Raw genomic sequence first — 25556 nt, 5'->3', positions numbered from 1 at the left:
AGGGTAAAGTGTTAGCTGTCTAATACTTGGTTTATTTACGCCGTGCTGTACTAGGGACTTCCGCCTGAGTAAAGCGCTCAAAAACATGTGGGAGAAAATCGGCACTTATCCCGATACCTGTGTCTTTTACCTGAATAGTAGCCCAAGAGTCAATGCTTCGACTTCGCTCAGCATTGACCCCGAGCGTTTGCGCAGCGCCCCCTCCGGGGCTAGCCGAGGGGTCAACAGCATCAAGCCTAACTTCTACTCTTCCTCCCTTAGAGGTAAATTTGATGGCATTGTCAAGCAACTTTGTGATAATTTGCTGCAAACGCTTGTCGTCGCCTAAAACGGAAATATCTCTTTGTGCAGATGTTGCATCCGAAAGTTCTACAATATGAATATTCTTAGCCTTAGCATCTGGCAAAATTGTATTAATAACTTCTTTAAGTAGAAAAGTCAGTTTAACTGGTTCGCGATTTAAACAAACTTTACCTGAGATAATAGTTGAGATATCCAGCAAATCTTCAATAAGCTTCGCCTGATTCTTGGCGCTGCGCTCAATTGTGTCTAAGGCTCGTATTGCAGTCGTCCGATCAAGCTGGCTTGAACGTAGCAAGCGAGTCCAGCCAAGGATAGAAACCAAGGGAGTATGCAGTTCGTGCGTAACCGTTGCGATCAATTCATCTTTGAAGCGATTAGAAGATAACTCAGAGCGCAGACGTGCCATTTGCAAGTGAGAATCAACGCGAGTTACCAGTTCACGAGCAGAGAAGGGCTTAATTAGGTAGTCATCAGCCCCCGCTTGCAGTCCTTCGATTGCCGCTTCTTCCCCTGCACGAGCCGACAGCAGAATAATAGGTATACCTTTTGTTTGTGGGTTAGCACGTAATGCACTCAGCAATTGAAAACCGTCCATTTCTGGCATCATGACATCAGTTAGCACCAAATCTGGCGGTTGCTCACCGACAGCAGCTAGTGCAGCAGCTCCATTGTTCGCAGCTTTAACCTGCCAGTGCTTCGAGAGCAGACGCGCTACATAGTCCCGCATATCGGCATTGTCATCGACTAACAAAACACGCGCAGAGCGAGTAGTTCGAGTATCTAAGACAGATGAACGAGTATCTACACTCTCCTGTGCTCCCCTGCTCCCCTGCTCCTCTTGCGGTATCCACCGCTGTGCTTCTTCCACGTAAGGGGCAGCACCTACTGAGGTTGATACCAGTGTGCCCATATCACTAATTTGCTCGGTTGGCAAGTGCGATGAACCTGTGGGCAAGCTTACTGTGAAAGTCGTTCCCACACCCACCTCACTCGCTACCTCCACAGTTCCCCCATGTAAGTGAACGAGTTCTTGCACCAAAGCCAGCCCAATGCCCGACCCTTCATGACTCCTTACCTGCACTCCTCGTACACGGTGAAAGCGCTCAAAAATTCGAGGTAACTCTTCAGGGGCAATGCCTGTGCCTGTATCTTGTATTTTTAGCTCTACTTTGTCACCTACTGGGTGTAATGAAACGGCAATTTCACCCTTAAAGGTAAACTTAAACGCATTGGAGATTAAGTTAAGAACAATTTTCTCCCACATTTCGCGGTCTACATACACCGGAAAGGTCAAGGGCGGACAATCCACAATCAATTGCAGAGAAGCTGTTTCAATAGCTGAACGGAAAACTGACGCAAGATCAGCTGTGAATGCAGCTAAATCGGTTGGCTCATAGACTGCCTGTATCCTGCCTGCTTCGATTCGGGAGAAGTCAAGTAAGGTATTGACTAGTTTGTGCAGCCTCATCGCGTTTCGCTGAACAATATTAAGTTGTTCGCGCTGTTCGGGCAGGAGTGAACTGTGTGTTTGGGCGATGACTTGCTCAAGTGGATTGAGTATCAACGTTAGGGGCGTGCGAAATTCATGGCTGACATTGCTGAAAAAGGCTGTCTTAGCGCGATCGAGTTCTGCCAATGCTTCTGCCCGCTGGCGTTCTTGCTCATAGCTTTGAGCCGTTGCAATGGAACTTTCAACCTGCTGGGCGACCAGTTCGAGGAATGAGCGGTATTCGGCATTGAACTCAAGCCGAGGGCTGATCCCTGCAACCAGCAGACATTCCACCTGTTCTTTGTTGCCCGACAGAATGGGGAGAATGAAGGCAGAATGGGGACTTTCTCCCCACGGTTCGACGCTGAGCGATCCGAAGCAATCGACCACATCAGTAACAAGCTGGGCTTCACGACTCTGTAGCACGTCAACCAGCGACCAGCCGCTCAAATGCTCGGTAAGATTGATCGTCGGGGGTGCAGCGGCACTCTCTGGCGGAAGTCCGGTTGAAGCAACCAGTTCTGCCGAGTTGCCTTGCAAGTTGACCTGATAAATCAAGGCAAAGGGAACATCGTAAGGGTTGAGCGTATCGGCGGCGGCGAGACAGGCTGATCTGAGCGTTTTTGCTCCGGTTCCGGCTGTGGCTAACTCTCGGAGCATCGTCAGGCGACGTTGACTAATCACCTGCTTTGTCGTTTCGGTCACGGTAGAGAGTACCGCAACGATAGTACCCGTCTCATCCCGAACCGGACTGTAGCAGAACGTGAAATAGCTCTCTTCCAGGTTGCCAAAGCGAAAGAGGGGCCAAAGGCGGTCTTCATCAAAGAAGACTTCACCCGTGGTCATGACCTGATCGAACATCGGTCCCATCACATCCCAAATTTCCGCCCAATTCTCACGAGCAGGTTGTCCCAGAGCCTTTGGGTGTTTTACCGCATGGATAAAAACTGTGGCATCGTTGTAAAGCTCGATGTAGTCACGCCCCCAGAACAGAACGCTGCCAAAGCGAGAAGCGAGAATTGTGCTGACGGAAATCCGAAGGCTTGGCGACCAGTTCTCGACCGGACCGAGTGGGGTTTGCGACCAGTCATGCGATCGCATCAACTCGCCCATCTCGCCACCGCCTGCAAACACATTCATTGCGAGAGCATCTTTCTTGCGTTCGGTTAAGCTGTCCATCTTTGACCTGGGAAAAATCTGCTAAAGTACTCGTAACAGTTATCAGTTATCACTTATTAGTTATCATTACATCTGACAACTGTTAACTGTAGTTCCTAAAAGGAACCGCTACGCTCCACTGTTCACTGATTTAACCTCGCCCAGCAAGCTGTGCCACCATTGCAATTAACTCCGTTGGCTCTGCCAATTTATGCAAGTGCGATTGAAATCCTGCTGATAGTGCCTTTGCTCGGTCTTCTCCAAGATAAGCTGATATAGCACCCACAGGAATTCGCCATCCCTTCTGTGCCTCTAGTGCCCGTACTTTCTTAATCAAAGCGTAGCCATCTTCATCCGGCATCCTGATGTCACTTAGTATCACATCGGGGCGCGATGATCGCTCCAGCACCTCCAGCGCCTCAGCTACTGAAACAACTGCTGTCACATAAATTCCATGTTGCTCCAGCACTGCCGTGATAAACTCGCGGGCATCCGCTTCATCATCCACAAAGAGCACCTGCAAGCCATCAAGCGAAAGAGGAGTCTCTACAGCTGCTGCCAGAGGCAGCAGCTGAGTTGCTGCCTCTGGCAGCAACTCAGCTACTGATTGGATGTGTTGTAAATTCGCAGCCTTGTACTTAGTAATATCACGCACGCCTATCCGTAGAGAAACCAGCGTTCTAAAAGGGTCACGCACAGGTGCCACCAAGAGTGAAGCGTCAAAAGGTTGACTCCTACGCGGACACATACGTATTTCCCACTCTTGCACGGAAGAATATAGAGAGGAAAACTCGTTTAATTTGTTACGAAAGACCCAACGTTCTGCCTCAGGCACAAAATTGATTAATGGTTTGCCAATTAGGAAGTTGGGCAAGACGTTGAATAATGCGCCAGCAGCGCGGTTAGCTAAGAGAATCACTGCTTGAGTATCTGTCAGCAAATAAGCATCGGGTGCAAACTCGAACAGGTCATAATAACGCTGACGTTCTTCTGCTAGATACTCATCCTGCTCTAGCAGTTGTTCCTGAATAACCTGCATTGTTTCTAAGCTAGTATGTATTTCTTCACTAAGTACATGCAGCTTGTCCAAGGAGGCATCTATTTGCTGCATCGCTTCAGCGACTTGTTGCGGCTGCCTTGGATTTAACATAATATGTCTTTGCAGCGCTTCTATCTGCTGACGGAGAATTTGGATACACCGAGAAAATTCTTCTTCACTCACAACTAGCCCGCTTGTTTACAAATATTTGTGACGCGAGTTTTCTAGGAGGAAAATCCGCTTTACTATACAGTATATATCTTTCTTGCAAAAACTACTTTGACACTTTTGTAGGCAAAAACAACTTTTTTTACTGTTTGGGTTACAACTGCTAATAAGTCTACTCTAATGTCTTAAACAAGTAAGGCGCGGTCAATATACCTTACTTGTTTAAGCACAATTGGCTTACAGACAGTTCATCGGGAGCATCCCAATTTTGCAATAAATACGTAGTGGGAGCAAGATGCTCCCTACTTTATTGCTGAAGCGGGCTGTCCGGCCCCCACTACAAAATAAAATAAATTTACACATTTGGGATGTTCCCCAGTTCACTCTTTATTTTCCAGACTGAATGCACTCAATTAACTCATAAAAAGGTTGCCAGTTATCTTCCTGAACAATGGATTGCCAAATTGATTCAATCACTGGTTTATGTATCACAGTTTTGGGATTTTGACGAGTTAGAGTTTGGGCAATACTATCTATTTGCTCAGGCTCAAAATTATTTAACATTTTATGGTAAATAAGACACCAATTATCAAAAACTTCTGATACTCCTGATGCTGGTACAAAATTTGAATCTGCCATAATCAAACCTGGTTCATCTCGCCATTTCAATGAAAAGGTGCGAGCCATTTCGTAAAAGAACTGATGATAACCAACTTCGCTACCTTGCAAAAATTGAATAGTCAGATTTAAAAGTTCATCAGCTTCTGGGTGTGACAATTGCTCAAAACCCAACTTCTTCAACATTAAAGTGCGGTATTCGCTCTGATAATGCTCATCAAATTTAGCCAATCCAGCCTGCATATCACCGTAATCAATAACACCTTTTAAGGCGTCTTGGAGTGTTTCTAAATTCCACTTACAAATCCCAGGTTGATGAATGTAACAGTAGCGTCGATAATGATCGAAATAGGCAGCAGTGAAGTAGGGCTGGTAACTGGTTATAAAGCCATAAGGACCGTAGTCAAAACTCTCCCCAGTTATTGACATATTATCTGTGTTGAGCACTGCATGACAAAAACCTGCTGCCATCCACTGCGCCACCAGTTCTGCTGTCCGTTTGACTAAATCGGCATAAAATAGAACATACTTATCTTCTTGAGTGATGAAATCTCGATAATACTGCTCAATGACATGGTCTAGTAGCTTTTTGGTCAAATCTGGGCGTCGTAAATAATGCAGTCGTTCAAAAGTGCCAAACCGAATGTGCGATCGCCCCATCCTCACAATCACCGAAGAACGAGTAGGAGAAGGTTCATCACCTCGCCAAAGGGATAAGCCTGTTTCAATCATGCTCAAACAACGTGAAGTGCGTACACCCAAGTGATGTAACATTTCTGCAGCCAGAACTTCTCGTACTCCGCCCTTGAGTGTCAGCATACCATCACCACCACGGGAGTAAGGAGTTTTACCGGAACCTTTGGTGCCGAAGTCGTATAGTTCGCCATCAGTACCACGTACTTGTCCGTAGAGAAAGCCCCTACCATCTCCTAAAAAAGGGTTGTATTCGCCAAATTGATAGCCGTGATAACACAGTGCTAAAAGTGGTTTTCGTTCCTCAAATTTGCCAAAGGCTGAGATAAAGTCGTCGTCTTTTACCAATTGCGGGTTTAGTTCTAAGCGGTGTAAAAGTGCATCATTACGCCAGCGCAAGATATGTTGAGGAAATTCTGCTGCGGCGACTTCATCGTAGTAATCCTCACCCAGAGATTCAACAGCTCTTTCGTAGTGGAGATTGAGAAAAGGATTGGTAGAATGGGTGTTGTTTGCAGTTTCAGCCAAAGTCATTACTATTTATCCAAGTTATCCAAAATTGTTGTTGGGTGTAGCTCAGTTGGGATTAAAATGCTTGAATTTGATGTGTACAAGCTTATGGATTTGCCCGCCAGTTAGGATGAGTGAGACTTGTAAGGATGTGGTCTTGCCATTTTCCATTAATTAATAAATAGTCCCTGGCATAGCCTTCTACAACAAATCCTAACTTTCTCAGTACGTTCCCACTACGCTGATTATGAGGCATATAATTTGCTATAATTCGGTGCATATTTAAGTCTTGAAATACATAGTCAATCGCTACTTGCAATGCCTCTGTCATATAACCTTTTCCTTGTTCAGCTTCGGCAAGACCGTATCCTACATTACAGTACTGTGCGGAACTTCTGACAAAATTGGAAAAGTTGATAAATCCAATAATGTTTTTTTGATTAGCTTTAAAAAAAATAAAGAATCTTAATGATATATCGTTAATAAATTCTAAATAGTTATTTTCTAACTGATTTAGCCAATACTCTTCTGTAAAGAAGTTATCAAACCAAAGAGCAGAAAATGGAGTAAAACATGTTTTATTTTCAGTGTAAAACCTGAGGATTTTAGGTATATCATGATTTGTTGCTAGTCTTAATAACAAGCGTTGTGTCGTCAGATTCGGCAATTCCAATTCCATATACTACTGAAGATTTGCTTACCATTGCTATCGGTGCCCCTTCATAATTTAACAGTAGTGAGGCTTTCTGTATGAGGAACATCAGCTAGTTAATACTTGAGAAAGAGCTAAAATTATCTACAAATCTAACTAAAGTATAGAAATGTCAGTAGTAATACGGTACGATTGGCAAGAATCAGAAATACGTAAAATACATGATACACCACTCCTAGAGCTGATTTATCAAGCGGCTAGCGTACATCGCCAATTTCATGATCCAAGCAAAATACAAGTTTGTAAGCTGATATCTATCAAAACAGGGGGTTGTCCAGAAGATTGTAGCTACTGTGCCCAGTCCTCCCGCTACAAAACAGAGGTAAAGGCACAAGCACTCTTAGAAAAAGAAACAGTTGTTGGTATTGCCCAACAAGCAAAAGAAAGTGGGGTAAGTCGTGTCTGCATGGGTGCTGCTTGGCGAGAGGTGCGCGATAACTCCCAATTTGAGCAAGTGTTGGACATGGTAAAAGAGGTGACAGCATTGGGTTTAGAGGTATGCTGCACCTTAGGCATGCTCACTCAAGCACAAGCCAAGCGCTTGGAAGAAGCAGGGCTTTATGCCTATAACCATAATTTGGATACTTCCGAGGAGTACTACAGTACTATCATTACAACGAGAACTTATGGCGATCGCCTCAACACAATTAACAACGTCCGGCAAACAAATGTAACTGTATGCTCCGGCGGTATTCTCGGCTTAGGCGAAAGCGTAGATGACCGCGTATCTATGTTGCACACTCTGGGAACTTTGCATCCACATCCAGAGTCAGTACCAATAAATATCCTCTCACAAGTTCAGGGCACGCCCTTAGAAAATCAACCTGATGTTCCTATTTGGGAAGTGGTGCGAATGATTGCCACAGCACGCATTGTCATGCCTGCTTCGGATGTTCGTCTTAGTGCAGGTAGAGCGAGACTTTCGCAGGTAGAACAAGCTTTATGCTTTTTGGCAGGAGCCAATTCTATCTTCTCCAGTGACGATGGGCATATGTTAACAGTTACCACTCCTTGTCCCGGATACAACGCTGACCATGAAATGCTAAATTTGCTTGGTCTAGAGACGCGTTCTGCTTTTGTCGGTCAATCTAAAACACCTGTAGAAGCCGTTGTTAGATAAAAATCTCACGCAAAGTTGCTAAGAAGCTGAAAAAACTTTGCGAAGGACAGTTTGCAAGGGCGGGGAGACGCTTCCCCCGCACCCAACTGTCCTCGCCTTTAGGTGAAACTCAACAGAGCAATTAAATCAGCTTAATAGCACGAAGACCGAAAAGTAACCCAACAGCGATCCCAAAGAACAGACCTAAGAATAGTAAGTAAGCAATGATAGCAAACATCGAAGTTTCTCCATAATCGTTTATAAATATTATTGAATCATTTACAGATGAACGACTCAATAAAAATATTTATTGAACCTTTGCTAAGTTATCCTATAACAAGAGAGACTTGATAGTTAGAATCAATCCAAATTTATTGTGGCTATAACAATAAAATAACGACTTATGCTTACGAAATACGCTTTTCTAGCTACCGCTTTAGTGGTAATTGGTGGATTGGGGTTTGAACCAAGTATTGTTGCTGCGCAAACAGTCAAGAAACCCCTTACCAGAGTCATTACACCACAAACAACGGTCACGACCTTCCAAACACCAAACTACAGTATAAGAGTTTTTCGTCAAGGAAGCCAAACGCGGATGAATGTCTTTGACAAAAAAACTAATAAGCTGCAATTGAATGCAGCTCCTGTTCAAGTTCAAAATTCTGACCAACAGACAAGTTATACCTCGTCTGAGGGTGAACGCTTATTCCGTATCTCTGTTGATGGTTCTGGTAACAAGTCAGTTGAAATTAACGCTCCAGGTCAAGTTGTTCAGGAGACTACGAATTAAAGCAGTGAACAGTTATCAGTTATCAGTTATCAAGTAGTTGATGATTGATAACTGTGCCCCATACCGCTACCTTTTTGGCGTTGCTGAAATCTTGATATGAATTTCACGCATTTCCATTGATGTAGAGACGTTGCATGCAACGTCTCTACAGAGATTTACAGGAAATTGAACATCGTGCTACAACCATAATTCATTCCCAAATTCAGCTACGCCACCTTTTTGACCAGTTTTCAGAAAGTGGATAATATAAAAAGTTGAACCAGAAAGCGTCTGAGATCGGGAATAAGGAGTGTTAATGCTGTAGAATACAGCCGTCGGGCGCTTGTTTGGGATTTGGTTATGACTTCAATTATTAACGTAAATCTACCAGAACAGTCTTATGAGATTGCGATTGCACCAGGGGGCATAGATCAGCTGGGCGAGATGATGAGCAATCTGAAGCTGGGCAAAAAAGTCCTATTGGTTTCTAACCCGACTATTTTTAAAAATTATGGGCAAAGGGTATTAGCATCTCTGGAAGCTGCGGGGTTTGAAGTTGTTAGCTGCAATTTAAGCCCCGGTGAACGCTACAAAACCCTCAGTTGTGTACAGAAAATTTACGACACCGCCCTAGAAAACCGCATAGAACGCTCCTCAACTATGGTAGCTTTAGGGGGAGGAGTTATTGGCGATATGACTGGCTTTGCTGCTGCCACTTGGCTGCGAGGAATTAATTTTGTACAAGTGCCAACTTCACTCTTGGCAATGGTAGATGCAGCGATAGGTGGCAAAACTGGTGTCAATCATCCCCAAGGCAAAAACTTGATAGGGGCGTTTCATCAACCGCGCTTGGTTTTGATTGATCCAGAAGTCCTGAAAAGTTTGCCAGTTCGTGAATTTCGTGCTGGGATGGCAGAAGTTATTAAGTACGGCGTGATTTGGGATGCGGAATTATTTGCCCAAATGGAAGAGAGTAAACGCTTAGATCAACTACGCTACATCAAAGCTGAATTGATTGAAGCCATTCTCAACCGTTCTTGTCAAGCCAAAGCAGATGTCGTCGGTAAGGATGAAAAAGAAGCAGGACTCCGGGCAATTCTCAACTACGGTCATACCATTGCGCATGCAGTAGAAAGTTTAACAGGTTATCGAGTTGTGAATCACGGTGAAGCAGTCGCCATTGGTATGGTTGCAGCAGGGCAGATTGCTGTCAAACTGGGGATGTGGAAAAAGGAAGAAGCTGAACGTCAAGACGCCCTAATTCAAAAAGCAAGTTTACCAACGAAGTTGCCAGATGGTGTAGATATTGAAGCAATTATTGAGTCTTTGCAACTAGACAAGAAAGTCAAAGCGGGTAAAGTCAGGTTTATTTTGCCAACGCAAATTGGTGTGGTGACGATTACTGACGAAGTGCCATCGGATACTATCCGAGAGGTATTGCAGGCAATGCAATGACCTTAGATGATTGTATCATTGTGAAGCGATCTGCTCAAAGCAGCAGCGCTAGCCCCGAAGGGGGCGCTACGCAAACGCTATCGCCCACCTTAGATTGAAATCTAAGGCTAATAGCTTAAGTCCACTCAAGTGGACTGAAATTCATGCCCTAGCTAAGATTTAATCTTCTTGATAGAACTTTCGCTACTCGCTGTGGGGTTTATAACCTCTAGGGGTGGTTGGCGATCGCTGCAAGATATGACCCAATTACAATGAAATTAGCCGCCAGTTCATTCGCGTCATGATACTCCAAGCCAACAATCAACTCACCTTACAACAGTTCCTGAATCTTCCCCCAGGCGACGGAGATATCACTTACGAACTGATTGATGGTCAGGCAATTCCTAAAATGTCACCCAAGTTTTTTCACTCCAAACTAACCCGCGCCCTTCTTTATTTAATTGGGCAATGGTGCGAGGGACAAGGAGAAGTTTGCCCAGAATGGGCAATTACATTAACTCGTGACGGGCGAGATTGGGTGCCAACACCGGATCTATTGTACATTTCTTATGAACGTTTACCCGCCAACTGGGATGAAGACGAAGCTTGTCCTGTTCCTCCCGATTTGGTCATTGAGATCATTTCGCCAGGACAAACTTTTGGACAAATGGCTGCTAAAGCAAAAGACTATTTAGACGCTAAGGTGCTGCGGGTTTGGGTGGTAGATAGTAAAGCTAGAAGCATTACGGTTTTTTACCCGGATGCAGCACCCCAGACTTATATGGGAGAGGAATTACTTACAGATTCTCTATTTGAAGGATTGGAATTTACTGCTGAGCAGGTGTTTCAAAAGGCGAGAATATCATTAGATACTTAGAGTTTGTATTTCCTACTCATTCTTGCTGATGCCAAGCTTGGTAGAAGTCTGGGTAGGGCATATTTTGGGCGCAGTGCCAGATGAGTTGAACGCAATGCTTGTAGCGCTCAAAGTTGTTTTCGTAAGTCTCTTTTGATAAAGAAGCTTTTAAAGCGATGACAACTTTTGCCATCTGATCCTCTATCAAAATCTTCTGTAAGCTCTCTGCTTCGCTATAAATAGATTCATTCTTGGAATTTCTTATTAACTCAAGCAGGGCATCAACTGCTTTTGGGTTGCCTGAGCCAAATTCTCCTAAATTTGTTAGTACTGAACTAAATAAAAAAATCTTCTGACGGTTATTGATTAACTCAACTAGGGTATCAATGACTATTGGATTATCTGAGTCAATTTTTCCTAAACTTTCTACTGCTGAGTGACGGATATTTTCATCCTGAGAATTGTTGATTAACTCAACTAGCACATCAATAGCTTTTTGATTACCTGAGCCTATTTCACCTAAAATTGTTATTGCTGGCTTTTGAATATTTCTATCCTGAGAGTTGTTGATTAATTCCACCAGCGCAACAGCTTCTATTTGGTTGTCAGACTCAAATTTTCTTAAAATACTTTTGGCAAATTTGTATTTTTCTTCATCCTGAGATTTCATTTTTAACTTAATCAGATAATCACTGATTGTTCTCATACCGTAAATGATTGGTAATGAAAACTTTTTTTTAATATTATTTTTTGAAAAACTAACTTGAACTAAACTACGGATATCCTCATCAGGAGAGTGATTGGATAAATCTACTAATGCAGCTACAGCCTTTGGATTTATAGTGCCAATCTCTTCTAAACTAAATAGTGCTCTTTGACAAATTTCTTTATCTTGAGAAGAGTTAATTAAATCAAAGAGAGTATTAAATGCTCTTTGATTCGTATTGCCAATTTCTCCTAAAAAGGATATCGCCAATTTACAAATTTCTTTATCTTTATAGTCGTTAATTAACTCTACTAGGACACCAACGGCTTGCAGGTTGCCAGGGTCGATTGTTCCTATACATAATGCTGATATAATGCGAGTATATTCATCTTGAGAGCTGTTCATTAACTCTACTAGCGCTGCAATAGCTTCTTGGTTGCGAAAGTAAATTTTTCTTAATATTTTTTCTTTTATAAGACTAAATTCCTTTGGATATTTTCTGATTGAATCCAATAAAGCAGAAAGAACTTCCGGGTAGTTTGCACCATTTTGAGCCAAGTGATTAGCAACTTCCCAGCAGAGATATTCGCTCTCTGACTGCTGAATTAGTTGCACCAGAGCAACAGTTTTCCTTTGAATATCTGTTTCTTTCAGGGCTATCTTAGCTGTATCTGCAATTTCTTTGAAGCAAGATCGCCACTGCTGTTTTTCACTATCGAAATAACCAAAGCTCCACTTAACAATTTGTGCCACTATTTCATCGGCTTTGGGATAATTCTTATACTCCGCAATCCCAGCCCCCACAAGGAAATACGCTCGATACGAATAAAATCCTCCACACCCATCCTCAAATTCCACCAACGCTTTCATAAACTCCTCCTTCTCCTCCCTCTCGACATCCTCACGCCCCAACCACAGCAAAATCACCTCCTTCCACTGCGGCTCAAAAATGCGGTAAGTGCCTTGCGCGGGGTTGTCGGGAACGTGGTTGAGGAAAAAATGCCAATCGGCGTTCGCCCCTTGGGCGGCTCCCTGCTGGAGCCTCGCCAGCGCTGCAAAATATTCCTCAAAAGTGGCATGAAAGAAAGCGTAGACCGGTTGATTGGGATTTTTTGCGTCTACGCCGACTTGATTGAGCCAGCCAACTTTGAGCGCCAATTGGAACACAGAACCATCCCTTTCTCCCAACACACCCTCAAGAAACTTTTCCCGCAGACAAAATCGGTTCTTTTCGTTGTCAATTGCTGCTAGCGCTAATTCTTTGAGCTTGGCGTTGAGTTGCTTTCTATCTTCGGGTGTTGTGGGAAATTCCTCTTGCTTCCACCTGTAGACTTCATCAACAAACTGCTGGTAAAGTTCTGCCTTAGTATCGGGTAACTTGCCATCTCGCAAATGCCAAGTTGCACACAACAGCGTCAACCGCAAGGGATTTCTCACCAAATCCTTGATTCGCTCTTTACCGGATTGGTTTAACGCTTGCTGCAACTGAATACCCAGTGCTGAATCGCTTTTTTGGAAACAATCGTTGATAAACTCCTCTACTTTATCTTGGCTAAACTCCAAGGTGCGATAGGTTTGAAAGCCGTTGAGAGAATATGGATTTGCTTCCCAGACATTCAACCGACACGTCAGCATTACATGCAAGCGCTCACTCCAGCCTACGATCCGGTTAGCAATAACGTTGAGAGCATTCGCGGATTTGGCAGCCATCTCATCTACGCCATCTAGAAGCAACCACACTCTACCAGCCGTCAACAGTTTTTCAAACTCAGCCTTGATTTCCGGCGTGACGACAAAGAAAGCATCTTGCAGCCAATCATTCAAGAGATACTCCTTGAACTTTGGCGCTGGAGTTGGTAAATTTCCCAATGGTATCCAAATCGGTAAATAATCAGTCTTGTCCAATATCCAAAAAGCAATTCTTTGTAAAAGCGTCGTTTTACCTGCGCCTGGTTCGCCAATAATCGCGATTTTGTTGCTTTGCTGTGATTCTAAGACTTGGGCAAGAAAATCTTTGTACTCCAGCTTCTCGGTTTCTTCGTAGTCTGGCTTGTACAGCTGGGATTTTTCAGGATTATCCTCTCCACTACGCTTATCTTGCTGTTTGCGTTTGACTAATGCCAGATCCACACAAATGTCTTTGATATCAAATAGCATCTCATCTGCACGCATCAGCCGATTGGTAGTCATCTGCTTCTGCTTTTCCAACATTGTGCGGCAGATTTCTTGCCAGTCGAAGCTTTTCTCTGCTGTTTGTGCAGTCTGAGATATTTCTTTTGAATTTGCCTTTGGGTGTTCGTTCCACTTCTGCTTTAACACCTCCAGATTCTCTTCACGTGTAGCCGTTTGATGTTTCAGCGTTAGTGTAAATTTCCAGTAACCTTGATTCTTGGCAGATTTTTCGTCTTCGCGCACTCCCAACTCTTTTAAGCAGTCGAGTGCAGTTTGAACTTCCTGTAATTCTCTGTCTTTATGACTGACGCTAGATTCTTCTTTTGGCTGGGGAAGTTTTAAACTTTTGCCAGCTTTTTTCAGCAGCTTTAGTAAATGTTCCCTCCTAGTGCCTACTTCAACTGTTCGGGTTCTTTTCCCAGTTGTCTGTTTGACTTCTTTTCCCGTGACTCGCAGTTTATTATCCCTTACCCACTCAACATCAACTGCGTCTTTTAATTCCACATCCGCTAATTGTTCATCAGCATGAGACAGCAAAGCTTCTACCAGACTTAACGTATTCTCTAAAACTGATTCATCCCGACGAATATTCTTTGCCATCAGTCAAATATAAACATAATCTTAAGAAATTTTGTTTCCTCAAACAGACAAGCTTCCCCAAGCAGCAAACCCTGATGCTATAAGCATTATAGACACTGCGTGGGGAATCTGTCTGGGGAAATACCCAAAAAAATAATTAACCTTGTCAACCTAAACACAAGGTTAATTCAAATGTCAGCTAAAAAATATGGTAAAAACTTCAGTCAAAAAGCGATCCCTTTGTTGCTAATTCTGCAAACAATACTAATTTGCGTAAAAGCCGAAAACCGCATTCATCAAGGAGACTCCACAATAGAGGTTCTTATCTGGATGATTAACCAATATATTCCAGTGCTCAAACAAGCAAGCCGTCTGAAGGATAAGGACAAAAACGATAAACAGAACAAGTGTGCTGGCGACATCAAGAATTAAACCAAAAAAAACTGGAAACAACAACGGAATCTTTTTTATTCTTCCTGATCCAGAGAAACTCATGACGGATACAGAGATGGTAGATGCACCCTAATTGATGCCCTCAGTTAATGACTGAGGGTTTTTTCTTTCACAATCTTATTTATGACAACCTACAACCAGTCTTAATAAATTAATGGAAAAAATGTGGTAATAAACTTGGAGCCATCCACAAAGCATAAAAGATGAATCCAAATAGTAAAGTCGTCAAAACTGTGAAAACGTAGCCAACGGACATCAATAAACCATCAGATTCTACAGTGGCTACTGCTAAGAGCAATATTCCTACTGGAGGAATGGGATTAGTCAGAGGAATTGGCAAAATTAGTAATATTGCTAACCAAGAAATACAAAACCCATTGATTCGCCAAGTCAAAGGATGTTCTGCTACTTTTGCCAATCGAGGACGAGTGATTTTTTCTAAAATTCTGGTAACTTTTTGTAGGTTTTTTAAAATTACTTGGGTAAAAGAACGGGGAAATTTATATGTCGCAATTTTTTTAGGCAACCAAGGCGATCGCCTCCCCAAAGCCATCTGTGCCGATAATATCAAGCAAGCGCCACCAAAAGGTCCAGTTAATCCAGGTGGAACAGGAAACAAAAATGGCAAAACCAATAATGTAATGACCACGCTAAAACCACGTTCTGAGGTTTCTGCCAAAACATCACCAAGACTGAGTGGCTGTTCGGCTAACCTTAGCAGCAGGAATTTAATATCTTGAGAAAATTTTAGCTGCATCGTAATGATAAATTATCAGATATAAAATGTCTTATCTTCTAACTTACTCATTCTTCGCATGATTATTGGTCATAATTAAATATTGATTATTTATTTGATGGTACAAACACAGCTAAAGCACGAGGAATAACACGAAACTGAGCGGGAGTGTAGGTCGTTATTTCACCATCTGTATTGATGGGACGTGGTTTACGTGTACGAATCTCAATTTCTTGAGTGCTGATAGTACGTACATGATCCGAATAAATATGTCGTCCTTTTCGCATGGCAGGTAATAAGGGGATAATTTGCCACCAGTGTTTAATTTCCACACTGTATAAATCTAACTTTTGATCATCAATTGTGGCATCATGAACCACTGCCATACCACCACCATAATATCGACCATTCCCTACAGCTATTTGCACAGTTTTGACTATGATAGGTGTGTTATTGATACTAATCTCTGCTCTAAAAGGTCGAGATTTCAAAACCACTTGCAATGCAGTGATCGCGTAAGCGAGTATTCCCCAACGACGCTTCACTTGTTTGGTGAGTCGCTGAGTAATTTTCACACTTAGTCCACAGCTTGCTACATTGAAAAAGTGTTTACCATTTACCCACCCCAAATCAATACGTCGTACCTGATTATTGGCAATAATTTTGCAAGCTTCAGGGAGAGAATTTGGAATTTCTAAAGTCCTAGCTAAATCGTTGGCAGTTCCTAGGGGGATAATTCCTAGAGGTAACTGCGTTTCTACCAAAGCGTCTACCGCAGCATTGAGAGTGCCATCACCACCACCAATGATCACTAAATCAACTTCATGTTGGTGGCGGGTAATAACTTCGTGTAACTGTTGTGCTTCTTCTGGGAACTCATCAATCAGATCGAAGCCCAGTTCTTTAAGACATTCAACTGCTTCAGCTAGACGGTTTTCCCCTTGGCGGGCGTGAGTATTTATGAGCAGTAGTGCACGATGTTTCATTTGCCGTGTTTTTTGTAGTGTACTACCTATAATTTTCTACTTCTGATATAAACTTTGCTGAAAATTTCTTCTATCTTAATCCTCCAAAGATTTTTGAGAATCCGTGGAGACTTTCAAAAAACACAGGGGTGTAGGGGTGTAAGCCGAGCACTGGCTCCCCCTACTCCCTTATGCCTTTACACCCCTAATTGATGACTCACCTTTGCCACAAGATCCTCTGGATTCATCAACTCGTAAGGTTCAAAAGGTTGGTGTATCCAAGGGTTGTCAGGCAAATAATCAACGTAGTAATTAGGTGCTACCACTGAACAGGCTTTGTACCAAATAACAGCGGTACGAATATCCTCAATAGGAGAATCACTATGTTCTTTTAGCCAAGGAATTGTTTCCTTGAGTGTGATTCCAGAGTCTACCAAATCATCTACCAAAAGAATCCGCGAACCTAAATTTTCAGTGGTCATTGTCAAGTGATGAGAAAATGTTAAGCTACCCCTTTGTTGCTGACCAGAGCCACTGTAAGATGAGGTTGCCAAAATCGCCAAAGGCTGATTATAAATACGTGAGAGGATATCTCCTACACGCAGTCCTCCTCTGGCGAGGCAAACAATTTGGTTGAATTTCCAGCCGGATTCATAAATTTGAGCAGCCAGTTGTTCAATTTTTTGGTGATAATCTGACCAAGAAACGTAAAGGTCTGGCATAGGGAACTTAATTTATTGCTAAGAATGTATGACAAATTCCTTTGATTTTAATATGAGCGCAAGATATTATGAGCGATTCTGCTTCTGATGGCTCCTCTCAACAGACTCCTGAAAGTGAAAAACTCGATTTGAGTACCAAACTTGCTTTTGGTGCTGGGGATTTGGGTACGGCGATCACTGCGATGATTGGGATTTCTTATTTGTCTCCCTTCCTCACAGATGTCGCTGGTTTAAGTCCCACATTAGCAGGACAAACCCAGCTGATCGGCAAAGTGTGGGATGCGGTTAACGATCCAATGGTGGGGGTGTTGAGCGATCGCACCCAAAGTCAGCAGGGAAGACGCTATCCCTGGATGATTTGGGGAGCAATTCCCTTTGGAGTCTTCTTTTTTTTGCAGTGGATTGTACCTCAGTTTAGTAATAACGATCAGGCGAATCAGTGGAGCTTGTTTTGGTATTACACTGCCATTTCGATTTTTTTTAATAGTTTTTATACAATCGTCAATTTACCATACACTGCTCTGACTGCAGAACTAACCCAAGACTACGACGAACGCACGAGTCTTAACAGTTTTCGCTTCACCTTTTCTATTGGCGGTAGCATTCTTGCTCTTATTATCGGTTTAGTCATCTCCCTGGTGATTCCTGGTAACCGCACTCAACAGTTTTTATTACTAGGAGCGATCTGTGCGGTTATCTCTGTTTTACCTGTGTATTGGTGTGTTTGGGGAACTAAAAAACGCGCTCAAGCTGTCGCAAAGTTACACCCCGAAACAGAGCAAACTGTCTCTATCCCGTTATTGCAGCAACTCAAAATTGCTTTTACCAATCGCGCTTTCTTATTTGTGGTGGGGATTTATCTGTGTTCTTGGTTAGCTGTGCAACTAACTGCGGGTATCATTCCTTACTTTGTCACCAGTTGGATGCGCCTTCCACAATGGCATATTAGCTTAGTGCTTTTGGCGGTGCAAGGAACTGCTATGTCTATGCTATTTGTTTGGAGTGCCATCAGCCGGCGCTATGGCAAACAAGCCGTGTACTTTATGGGCATGAGTTTGTGGATTATCGCCCAGGGAGGACTGTTTTTTGTACAGCCTGGTCAAGTTGTGTTGATGTACTTTTTAGCAGTCATGGCAGGTTTTGGCGTATCCGTGGCTTACTTAGTTCCCTGGTCAATGTTACCTGATATTATTGAACTGGATGAATTAAAAACAGGACAGCGGCGGGAAGGCATTTTTTATAGTTTCATAGTATTTGTGCAAAAAATCTGTTTGGGGATTGCAGTTAACGTTGTTTTACAACAATTGGGTACCGCTGGTTATATTAAACCCACAAACGAAATCCCGATACCAATCCAACCAGATTCGGTGTTAGAAGTCATTCGCTTTTCTATTGGTCCGATACCAGCGATCGCATTAATTTGTGGCGTCATTTTAACGTATTTCTACCCAATTACTCGTGAAATGCACGCGCAAATTTTACTGCAGCTTAAGGAACGTCAGAATAAAGTAGAGAATAGAGATTTTTAGTTGATTATTATTAGGACTTACGCACGAGTTACGAATGAACTTGATTGTGAGATTGCTTCCTTACGTCGCAATGACACAACTACGTTATTTTTGCGTAAGTCCTGATTATGTGATAGTTATTCCAATATCTTCCCAAGTCGTGCCCAAGTGGGGTTAAATTCTTCTGATTCCACATCAGTTTCTGATGTAGATTTGGTTATAGGTCTTATAAACCGCGCAGCAATCGCGGGCATTCAAACAATGGAAAATACATTATTCGATAAAATCTTCCGCGACAGCCAAGGTCAGATTGTTGTGGCTGAGCCACCAAACCCACCAATTATTGTGTGGGCTGTAGCTAGTTTACTCAAACTCATTTTTACAAGCGGCGAAATCAATACAGTGTTAGACGCTGTGGCTTTTGGCTCCTTGTTTACTTGGGCATGGGAGGAATTATTTCAAGGCGTTAATTACTTTCGCAGAGCACTAGGTCTTGTCGTGCTGATTGGCGTTGTTGGATCAAAGGTTTATCCCATAAGGTTTTGAAAAACAACGAATTTTGTCCACTGATTAATGTAAATGCTATACACCCTTCGGGTTCGGCAGTCGCTCATGGGGGAGACCCCCAAGACCGCGCTGCCTCACCAATCATTGGACAAAACTGGGTCACTAGTATGTAAGCTCAAGACATAGCCAGATCTGATCGCTTTAATTTTTGGCTTAGTGTCACCGTCTTTCTACCCAATTAGCCGCGAAATCCAAGCGCAAAGATTACTGCAACTCAAGGAACGTCAGAATCATTAAGGTAAATATGGCGTAGGTTACAAAGCACTCAGTACGCAAAGCAACATGTATCTACGTCCAGCCTATCTTTTTATGGAAACATAAGGAAAGGCTGAACTCTAAGCCAACATGTCTATGTCGTTAGGGGTTGTAGCGCAAACACTACAGCTTCACTCCTGGAGGAATAAGCACTGTATCAATCGCATGAATCACGCCATTACTAGCTTTGACATCTGCTTTGGTAACTTTTGCCTTATCCACCGTTACACCATTCCCAACCTTAACGTTAAGTGGGCTACCTTCAACGCTATTCACCGAACCTGACTTGAGGCTTTTGGAATCAAGTGCACCAGATACGACATGATAGGTCAAAATCTTGGTCAAAGTTGCCTTGTTTTCTGGCTTGAGTAGTTTTTGCAAAGTTGCCTTTGGTAGCTTATTAAATGCAGCATCCGTGGGTGCAAACACGGTAAATGGACCAGTTCCAGACAGGGTTTCTACAAGACCAGCTTCCTTCACAGCCTTTACTAGGGTTTTGAAAGAACTATTAGAACTGGCAACATCGACAATTGTACCTGCACCAGTTGTTCCAGTTGTTGGAGCACCTGAGGTGGCTGGTTTGGTCGGTGCAGCTGAGGGAGTCTGGGCGAAAGTTGGAGTGCTGATCAAAAGACTGGCTGTAGCGATCGCTATACCAAGTGTTTTACCAAAAAAGTGTTGATTTTGTTGGATATTCATGGCTTTTAACTTTAGATGCGAATATTTTGTTACGAAGTTGTTTTGATTTTTAAAAGAGTAACATTTTGTAATACTACAGTTATTATTCCTGTAGTTAGATTTCTAAATCAATTTGGTACGGATTTACTTACTGCTGGGTTTAGGTAATCTGTCTGAGAATTTGTAATGATACTTAATATGAAGAAAAATAGTAAAACTCATTTAAGTAAACAAGATGGCAGCTCCAAGCTTACAGGAGATTTCTACCCAGTTAGAAAGTTCTAATTTGCGCGATCGCATGGTAGCCCTCGCCTCATTGAGGCATATTGCAGCAGAGGACGCACTTCCTTTGATTAAAAAAGTTTTGGATGACGAGTCTCTGCAACTGAGATCAATGGCAATCTTTGCTTTGGGAGTCAAGCAAACAGAATAAAGTTACCCACTTTTGGTGCGAATCCTAGAAACTGACCCGGATTATGGTATACGTGCGGATGCTGCGGGTGCTTTAGGATATTTGGGTGATATTAGAGCTGTTGAACCCCTAATGCGAATATTTTATGAAGACACTGATTGGTTAGTACGGTTTAGCGCAGCTGTTTCACTTGGTAATCTCAAAGACAGTCGTGCCCGTGAAATCCTCATAAAAGCATTGGACAGTGAAGAAGTGATTTTACAACAAGCGGCGATCGCTGCATTAGGAGAAATCAAAGATATCGAGTCTGTGGATCTGATTTTGCGCTTTGCCCAATCAGATGATTGGTTAGTGCGTCAGCGTCTTGCAGAAGCCTTAGGTCAGCTTCCCAGTCCAAAAAGTATTTCAGCTTTAAAATACCTGGAAAAAGATAGTCACAACCACGTTGCTGAAGCAGCCAAATATTCTCTCAAACGCTTGGAGGAAGCAGGTTAAGCAAATAAACTAGGGGTATAAGGGTGTAACGGAAATACATTAACCAGGGGATAGGGAAAATGCATTTATTTTCCTATTCTTTTATTCCCCTACACACGCCAGATACCTACGGAGGGAAACCCTCCTGCAGTACTGGCTCCCCCACACCCCTACACCCCTACACCTTTGAATTTTGAATGTTTGAGAAGCGAGTGACTCCCTCCTGCTACTTTGGAAAATGAAAAGGATTTTGAAGCAAGGTAATTTCATTGATGAATATTGAAGAGTTTTTTGAGTTAAGCCCTGGTAAATGGTTTTCCCATCGTACCAGTCACGATTTGGCTTGTAAGCAATCAGAAAATGGCAAATCAGACACAATCATAGAAAGACTCAGTAGTGATCATCCAGAAGTAGTAAAACTGTGCCAACAGTACAATGTTGAGCATAGCCCCAATTGTTACGGTGCCAAAGTGACTTGGAATGCCACTATGGCAGGGAATGAAAAAAAACAGACTGGTTCTACAGTATTCGTTGCTATTCCAGATGAAGATAATCCCAATGAAGGCAAATTCCTGCGGGCAATGGATTCTCCTGGGAAAACCCCAGTTGTTGGACGCTACAAGATAGGCACTGATGACGCATTGACCTTTACAACAGAGTACGAAACCGTGTGCTATGAAGAACGCCTGTGGTTTGCTAGTCCCAATTTGCGGATGCGGGTGAGTGTGGTGAAACGTATTGATGGTTTTAGCACAGCTTCATTCACTTCTGAAATTCGCATGGGTGGAGGTCAACCTACAGCAAAAGTTTCTCAGGCAACTAACTCAGCCTCAAGTTAGGTGTTATAAGTGACAAAAAACTTACGGTGCTCAGAGTTCTGATTTAACTAGCCCCTATGATCAGGGGCTATATTTTTACTTAAGTATTAATGGAATTATGAATTTTATTTTTAATGTAATAAATATATAAGTCTACAGTAAAAGTACTGATAATGTAATGATATCCTTGAGAACTGGATATTATTTTTACAGTGCAATTTGCCTGAAATCACACTTAAGATAGTGAAGATATTGTAAAAGGTTTTTATTCCTGACAAAGTAGAAATAAAGTCTACGCCACAAGTGCCTACCAAAAATTAGTCAGGGTCGTTTAAATCTGCCACACACCAATTAACAGAGCAAGTAACACAGCAGGAAAGAAAACTACTGAGAACTTTCGGGCGTTGGGTATTGGTGCATATACCTTCAATTTCGTAAACCATGTCAACTTTGACGTTCGATTCACATGGGAGGTTGGTTTGTGCTTATACGACTGGGAAAATTTATCTTTGCACAATTGGATCAAAGAATGTGTGATCTAGTTCACATGAAATGACTAATGACTTCGATTGATTTGTGACGAATGATTAAGGACTAGTAACTCATCCAAAATTGCATGACTTATACTGCTTCCATACAAGAGTTCATCTCTGAATTATTTCCCTTCAATCAACTGCCAACACGAGAACTGGCAAAATTAGTTCCAAAGTTTGAGATGTTACGCTACCACATGGGTCAGAGCGTTTTGGTGCGGGAACAAATGCCTTCTCAAATATTTATCATTTATCAAGGGCAAGCCCGCTTGCTGGGTTATGACCCGAATGCTCAGATGCCTGAAACGCTGCAATTAGTTCAAAAAGGAGAAATCCTGGGTTGGACTAGTTTAATTAGAGGGATTCCATGCGAAACAGTCATAGCCTCTACAGAAACCATTTGTCTGACTCTAAGCGCCACAGAGTTTTTAGCGTTGCTGAGTTATTCTCCTGCTATTTCTATTTGCTTTGAAAATCGCTGTACTGCGGTTGAAGTTTTTGAACTACTGAGTACTGAGTTAGCAAAGCGAGCTGATAGTGAAACTGTTTTGGCTTCATATGGTGCAACAGATATCAAAGAACTGACCCTCAAAGTTTTAGACGAAGCAGTTGTCTGCACGTTCCTAGAAGAGACAATACCTTTGGATCACCTAGATCCTCAATTGGTGTGGTTTGTCAGTGGTGGGATACTTAAAGATTTTCCTGTGGGAACCCGCTTACAACTAAACGATGTCATGACATATCTAGAGGTACAAACTTTTGGTTATGTTCGCTTAGTCGGTTTGCCTCGGGCAACCCTTTCTGCCTCTGCATCTATATCTAGAACCAAAGATTCCTTAAGGATAGACTCTTTACTACAACAAGTACCATTAGCACCAGAGCATCCTTATAGGTTAGAAAAACCATCAGATACTCAATCACAGCCAAAATATCCTCATGTTCATGGTAGAGGTCCTCTAAAGGCGACTTTAGCTTGCTTCCAAATGCTGAGCCAGCATTTAAATATACCCTTTCGCCGAGATGTGATTGATCAAATCCTCAACAACCAGATTTCGCGCACTCAAACTCTTTCACTACAGCTTTGCGGTGCTGTTTGTGAACTGATTGGGTTAAATACTCAAATGATAAACGTGTCAGCAAAAGCAATCACAAAACTGGAAGCTCCAGCTATGATTCGCTGGCAAGATACTTTCGCTATCCTTTATGAAATTAGCGAGAAAAAGCTAGTCCTGGGTGTACCAGAAGTTGGGATTGTTCAGCAAGATCCTGACCATTTTGTTGAAAACTGGGGTCAAGAAGGTCAGGTATTGCTGCTGAAAGTTGCCAAGTATACTCCTAGAAAGCGATTTAGTTTAAGTTGGTTTGTCCCTTCTCTAATCAAATATCGCAAAGTTCTCTTGGAAGTTCTGATTGCTTCCTTTTTTGTCCAAGTGTTTGGTCTGGCTAATCCCTTAATCATCCAGATTATTATTGACAAAGTGATTATTCAGAACGGCTTTGAAACCCTGAATGTATTGGGGGTTTTGCTCTTAATCATGGCTGTTTTTGAAGGACTTTTAACGAGTGTCCGCACCTATCTTTTTGTTGATACGACTAACCGGATTGACTTGACTTTAGGCTCAGAAATTATTGACCGTTTGTTTCGTTTACCCTTGCGCTATTTTGAACGACGTCCTGTGGGGGAGTTAGCCACTCGCGCCAGTGAACTGGAAAACATTCGCTCTTTTATGACAGGAACTGCTTTAACAGTGGTGTTGGACGCAGTTTTTTCGACAATCTACATCGTGGTGATGCTGGTTTACAGTTGGATGTTGACTCTTGTGGCTTTGGCGACTGTACCCTTGTTTGCTTTTATGACGATAGTTTTTTCCTCAATCATGCGCCGCCAACTGCGTTTTAAGGCTGAACGTTACTCGCAAACACAATCTTATTTAGTCGAGGCGCTGTCAGGTATTCAAACAGTCAAAGCCCAAAATCTTGAGTTGCGATCGCGCTGGCGCTGGCAAGAATATTACAGTAATTATGTCACCGCTGGATTCCAAACTGTTGTTACTTCCACGGCTGCTAGTGTCACCAGCAATTTTCTTAACCAAGTCTCTTCCTTACTTGTGTTATGGGTAGGAGCCTACTTAGTCCTCAAAGGACAACTCACCTTAGGACAACTGATTGCCTTTCGGATTATTTCTGGCTACGTCACCGCTCCTTTATTACGATTAACCCAATTGTGGCAGAACTTCCAACAAACGGCTCTCTCTCTAGAACGCCTTGCAGATATCTTGGATACTCCCTCAGAAGTTGATGAAGACAGTCAAAACATTCCTCTACCTGCTATTGATGGTACTGTCAAGTATGAAAACGTCTGCTTTCGCTTCACACCAACTTCTCCACTTCAGTTGAATAATATTAACCTGGATTTCCCAAGCGGAAAATTTGTCGGTATTGTCGGACAAAGTGGTTCTGGTAAAAGCACTTTGATGAAACTTTTACCACGACTGTATGACTTAGAGTCTGGCAGAATTTTCATCGATGGCTACGACATCTCCAAAATAGAACTTTATTCCCTGCGCCGTCAGATTGGTATGGTGCTTCAAGACTCACTTTTGTTTGACGGAACCATACAGGAAAATATTGCACTGACAAATCCAGACGCCACAACTGATGAAATTATGACAGCAAGCAAAGTTGCTGCAGCTCATGACTTTATCATGTCTTTGCCCAATGGCTATAACACCAGAGTTGGAGAGAGAGGCTCATCCTTATCTGGAGGACAGCGACAGCGTATTGCTATTGCTCGTACAGTCTTACAAAACCCCCGCTTGTTGATTCTTGATGAAGCAACCAGTGCTCTAGATTATCAATCGGAACGGCAAGTTTGTGACAACTTGGCGGAAGCATTTAGACGACGAACAGTGTTTTTTATTACCCATCGTTTAAGTACAATCAAGAACGCTGATATCGTTTTACTACTCGAAAAAGGGTTAGTTGCAGAACAGGGAACCCACAATGAATTGATGGCACAAAAAGGACGTTACTACTGCCTTTATCAACAACAAGAAGCACAGCTTTAAATCAGTGAACAGTGAGTCCAGTGCTGCAGAGAGAAGTGCCTTGCGCGGGTTCCCCGCGTTGT

Annotated in this window: 19 protein-coding genes and 1 pseudogene; 10 read left to right on the top strand and 10 right to left on the bottom strand. The window is 42.7% G+C overall.

Going from position 1 to position 25556, the window contains the following annotated elements:
• Positions 1 to 31 precede the first annotated feature (31 nt).
• From AC5590_RS33000 to AC5590_RS32985, 4 genes are all read right to left on the bottom strand, one after another.
• On the bottom strand, positions 32 to 2971 hold the full coding sequence (locus tag AC5590_RS33000; protein WP_211178651.1) for an ATP-binding protein: 2940 nt from the start codon (positions 2969 to 2971) through the stop codon (positions 32 to 34).
• 130 nt (positions 2972 to 3101) lie between these two features.
• Positions 3102 to 4172: a response regulator gene (locus AC5590_RS32995; protein ID WP_348982740.1), complete on the bottom strand. Its 1071-nt coding sequence runs from the start codon at positions 4170 to 4172 to the stop codon at positions 3102 to 3104.
• A gap of 372 nt (positions 4173 to 4544) precedes the next feature.
• Positions 4545 to 6002 (bottom strand): protein adenylyltransferase SelO, encoded by a 1458-nt coding sequence (locus AC5590_RS32990; protein ID WP_169267448.1) that lies wholly within the window; start codon positions 6000 to 6002, stop codon positions 4545 to 4547.
• A gap of 82 nt (positions 6003 to 6084) precedes the next feature.
• Complete coding sequence (locus AC5590_RS32985; RefSeq protein ID WP_169267447.1) at positions 6085 to 6657, bottom strand: GNAT family N-acetyltransferase; 573 nt, start codon at positions 6655 to 6657, stop codon at positions 6085 to 6087.
• Positions 6658 to 6799: 142 nt separating this feature from the next.
• On the opposite strand from AC5590_RS32985, the gene bioB reads away from it, so the two are divergent.
• On the top strand, positions 6800 to 7810 hold the full coding sequence (gene bioB, locus AC5590_RS32980; protein ID WP_169267446.1) for a biotin synthase BioB: 1011 nt from the start codon (positions 6800 to 6802) through the stop codon (positions 7808 to 7810).
• Between the two features lie 121 nt (positions 7811 to 7931).
• On the opposite strand, the gene petL is transcribed toward bioB, so the two are convergent.
• Entirely contained in the window at positions 7932 to 8027 is a 96-nt protein-coding gene (gene petL, locus AC5590_RS32975; protein WP_169267445.1) for a cytochrome b6-f complex subunit PetL, read from the bottom strand.
• Positions 8028 to 8192: 165 nt separating this feature from the next.
• On the opposite strand from petL, the gene AC5590_RS32970 reads away from it, so the two are divergent.
• From AC5590_RS32970 to AC5590_RS32960, 3 genes are all read left to right on the top strand, one after another.
• Positions 8193 to 8579: a hypothetical protein gene (locus tag AC5590_RS32970; protein ID WP_169267444.1), complete on the top strand. Its 387-nt coding sequence runs from the start codon at positions 8193 to 8195 to the stop codon at positions 8577 to 8579.
• A gap of 339 nt (positions 8580 to 8918) precedes the next feature.
• Entirely contained in the window at positions 8919 to 10013 is a 1095-nt protein-coding gene (gene aroB / locus AC5590_RS32965; protein ID WP_169267443.1) for a 3-dehydroquinate synthase, read from the top strand.
• A 280-nt stretch (positions 10014 to 10293) separates the two neighbouring features.
• Positions 10294 to 10869: a Uma2 family endonuclease gene (locus AC5590_RS32960; protein WP_169267442.1), complete on the top strand. Its 576-nt coding sequence runs from the start codon at positions 10294 to 10296 to the stop codon at positions 10867 to 10869.
• Positions 10870 to 10885: 16 nt separating this feature from the next.
• Here AC5590_RS32960 and AC5590_RS32955 read toward each other — a convergent pair whose 3' ends face one another.
• A complete protein-coding gene (locus tag AC5590_RS32955; protein ID WP_169267441.1) occupies positions 10886 to 14326 on the bottom strand; it encodes a HEAT repeat domain-containing protein in 3441 nt (1146 codons plus the stop codon).
• A 171-nt stretch (positions 14327 to 14497) separates the two neighbouring features.
• On the opposite strand from AC5590_RS32955, the gene AC5590_RS32950 reads away from it, so the two are divergent.
• Positions 14498 to 14737, top strand: coding sequence for a hypothetical protein (locus AC5590_RS32950; RefSeq protein WP_169267440.1), 240 nt, complete (start codon positions 14498 to 14500; stop codon positions 14735 to 14737).
• Positions 14738 to 14909: 172 nt separating this feature from the next.
• On the opposite strand, the gene AC5590_RS32945 is transcribed toward AC5590_RS32950, so the two are convergent.
• The 3 genes from AC5590_RS32945 to AC5590_RS32935 form a co-directional block, all read right to left on the bottom strand.
• Positions 14910 to 15515 (bottom strand): exopolysaccharide biosynthesis protein, encoded by a 606-nt coding sequence (locus tag AC5590_RS32945; RefSeq protein ID WP_169267439.1) that lies wholly within the window; start codon positions 15513 to 15515, stop codon positions 14910 to 14912.
• An 86-nt stretch (positions 15516 to 15601) separates the two neighbouring features.
• Positions 15602 to 16480, bottom strand: a complete 879-nt coding sequence (locus AC5590_RS32940) for a lipid kinase (RefSeq protein ID WP_169267438.1) — start codon at positions 16478 to 16480, stop codon at positions 15602 to 15604.
• A gap of 176 nt (positions 16481 to 16656) precedes the next feature.
• The gene (locus AC5590_RS32935; protein WP_169267437.1) at positions 16657 to 17181 is read right to left on the bottom strand and encodes a phosphoribosyltransferase; all 525 of its coding nucleotides are present in this window, start codon (positions 17179 to 17181) and stop codon (positions 16657 to 16659) included.
• A gap of 68 nt (positions 17182 to 17249) precedes the next feature.
• Here AC5590_RS32935 and AC5590_RS32930 point away from each other — a divergent pair, with 68 nt between their 5' ends.
• Together AC5590_RS32930 and AC5590_RS32925 are read left to right on the top strand one after the other, a co-directional pair.
• Complete coding sequence (locus AC5590_RS32930; protein WP_169267436.1) at positions 17250 to 18710, top strand: MFS transporter; 1461 nt, start codon at positions 17250 to 17252, stop codon at positions 18708 to 18710.
• Positions 18711 to 18950: 240 nt separating this feature from the next.
• Complete coding sequence (locus AC5590_RS32925) at positions 18951 to 19235, top strand: hypothetical protein (RefSeq protein ID WP_169267435.1); 285 nt, start codon at positions 18951 to 18953, stop codon at positions 19233 to 19235.
• A 399-nt stretch (positions 19236 to 19634) separates the two neighbouring features.
• On the opposite strand, the gene AC5590_RS32920 is transcribed toward AC5590_RS32925, so the two are convergent.
• On the bottom strand, positions 19635 to 20210 hold the full coding sequence (locus AC5590_RS32920) for a fasciclin domain-containing protein (RefSeq protein WP_169267434.1): 576 nt from the start codon (positions 20208 to 20210) through the stop codon (positions 19635 to 19637).
• A 214-nt stretch (positions 20211 to 20424) separates the two neighbouring features.
• On the opposite strand from AC5590_RS32920, the pseudogene AC5590_RS32915 reads away from it, so the two are divergent.
• The 3 genes and pseudogenes from AC5590_RS32915 (at position 20425) to AC5590_RS32905 (ending at position 25494) form a co-directional block, all read left to right on the top strand.
• A pseudogene (locus AC5590_RS32915) lies at positions 20425 to 21096 on the top strand (HEAT repeat domain-containing protein).
• A 251-nt stretch (positions 21097 to 21347) separates the two neighbouring features.
• Positions 21348 to 21914 (top strand): phycobiliprotein lyase, encoded by a 567-nt coding sequence (locus AC5590_RS32910; protein WP_169267433.1) that lies wholly within the window; start codon positions 21348 to 21350, stop codon positions 21912 to 21914.
• Between the two features lie 595 nt (positions 21915 to 22509).
• The gene (locus AC5590_RS32905) at positions 22510 to 25494 is read left to right on the top strand and encodes a peptidase domain-containing ABC transporter (RefSeq protein ID WP_169267432.1); all 2985 of its coding nucleotides are present in this window, start codon (positions 22510 to 22512) and stop codon (positions 25492 to 25494) included.
• Positions 25495 to 25556 lie beyond the last annotated feature (62 nt).

The organism is Brasilonema octagenarum UFV-OR1 (genome assembly GCF_963888615.1).
Classification (GTDB): Bacteria; Cyanobacteriota; Cyanobacteriia; order Cyanobacteriales; family Nostocaceae; genus Brasilonema; species Brasilonema sennae.
The sequence above is the reverse complement of the archived record's forward strand: the minus strand, read 5'-3'. Positions and strand labels throughout refer to the sequence as shown.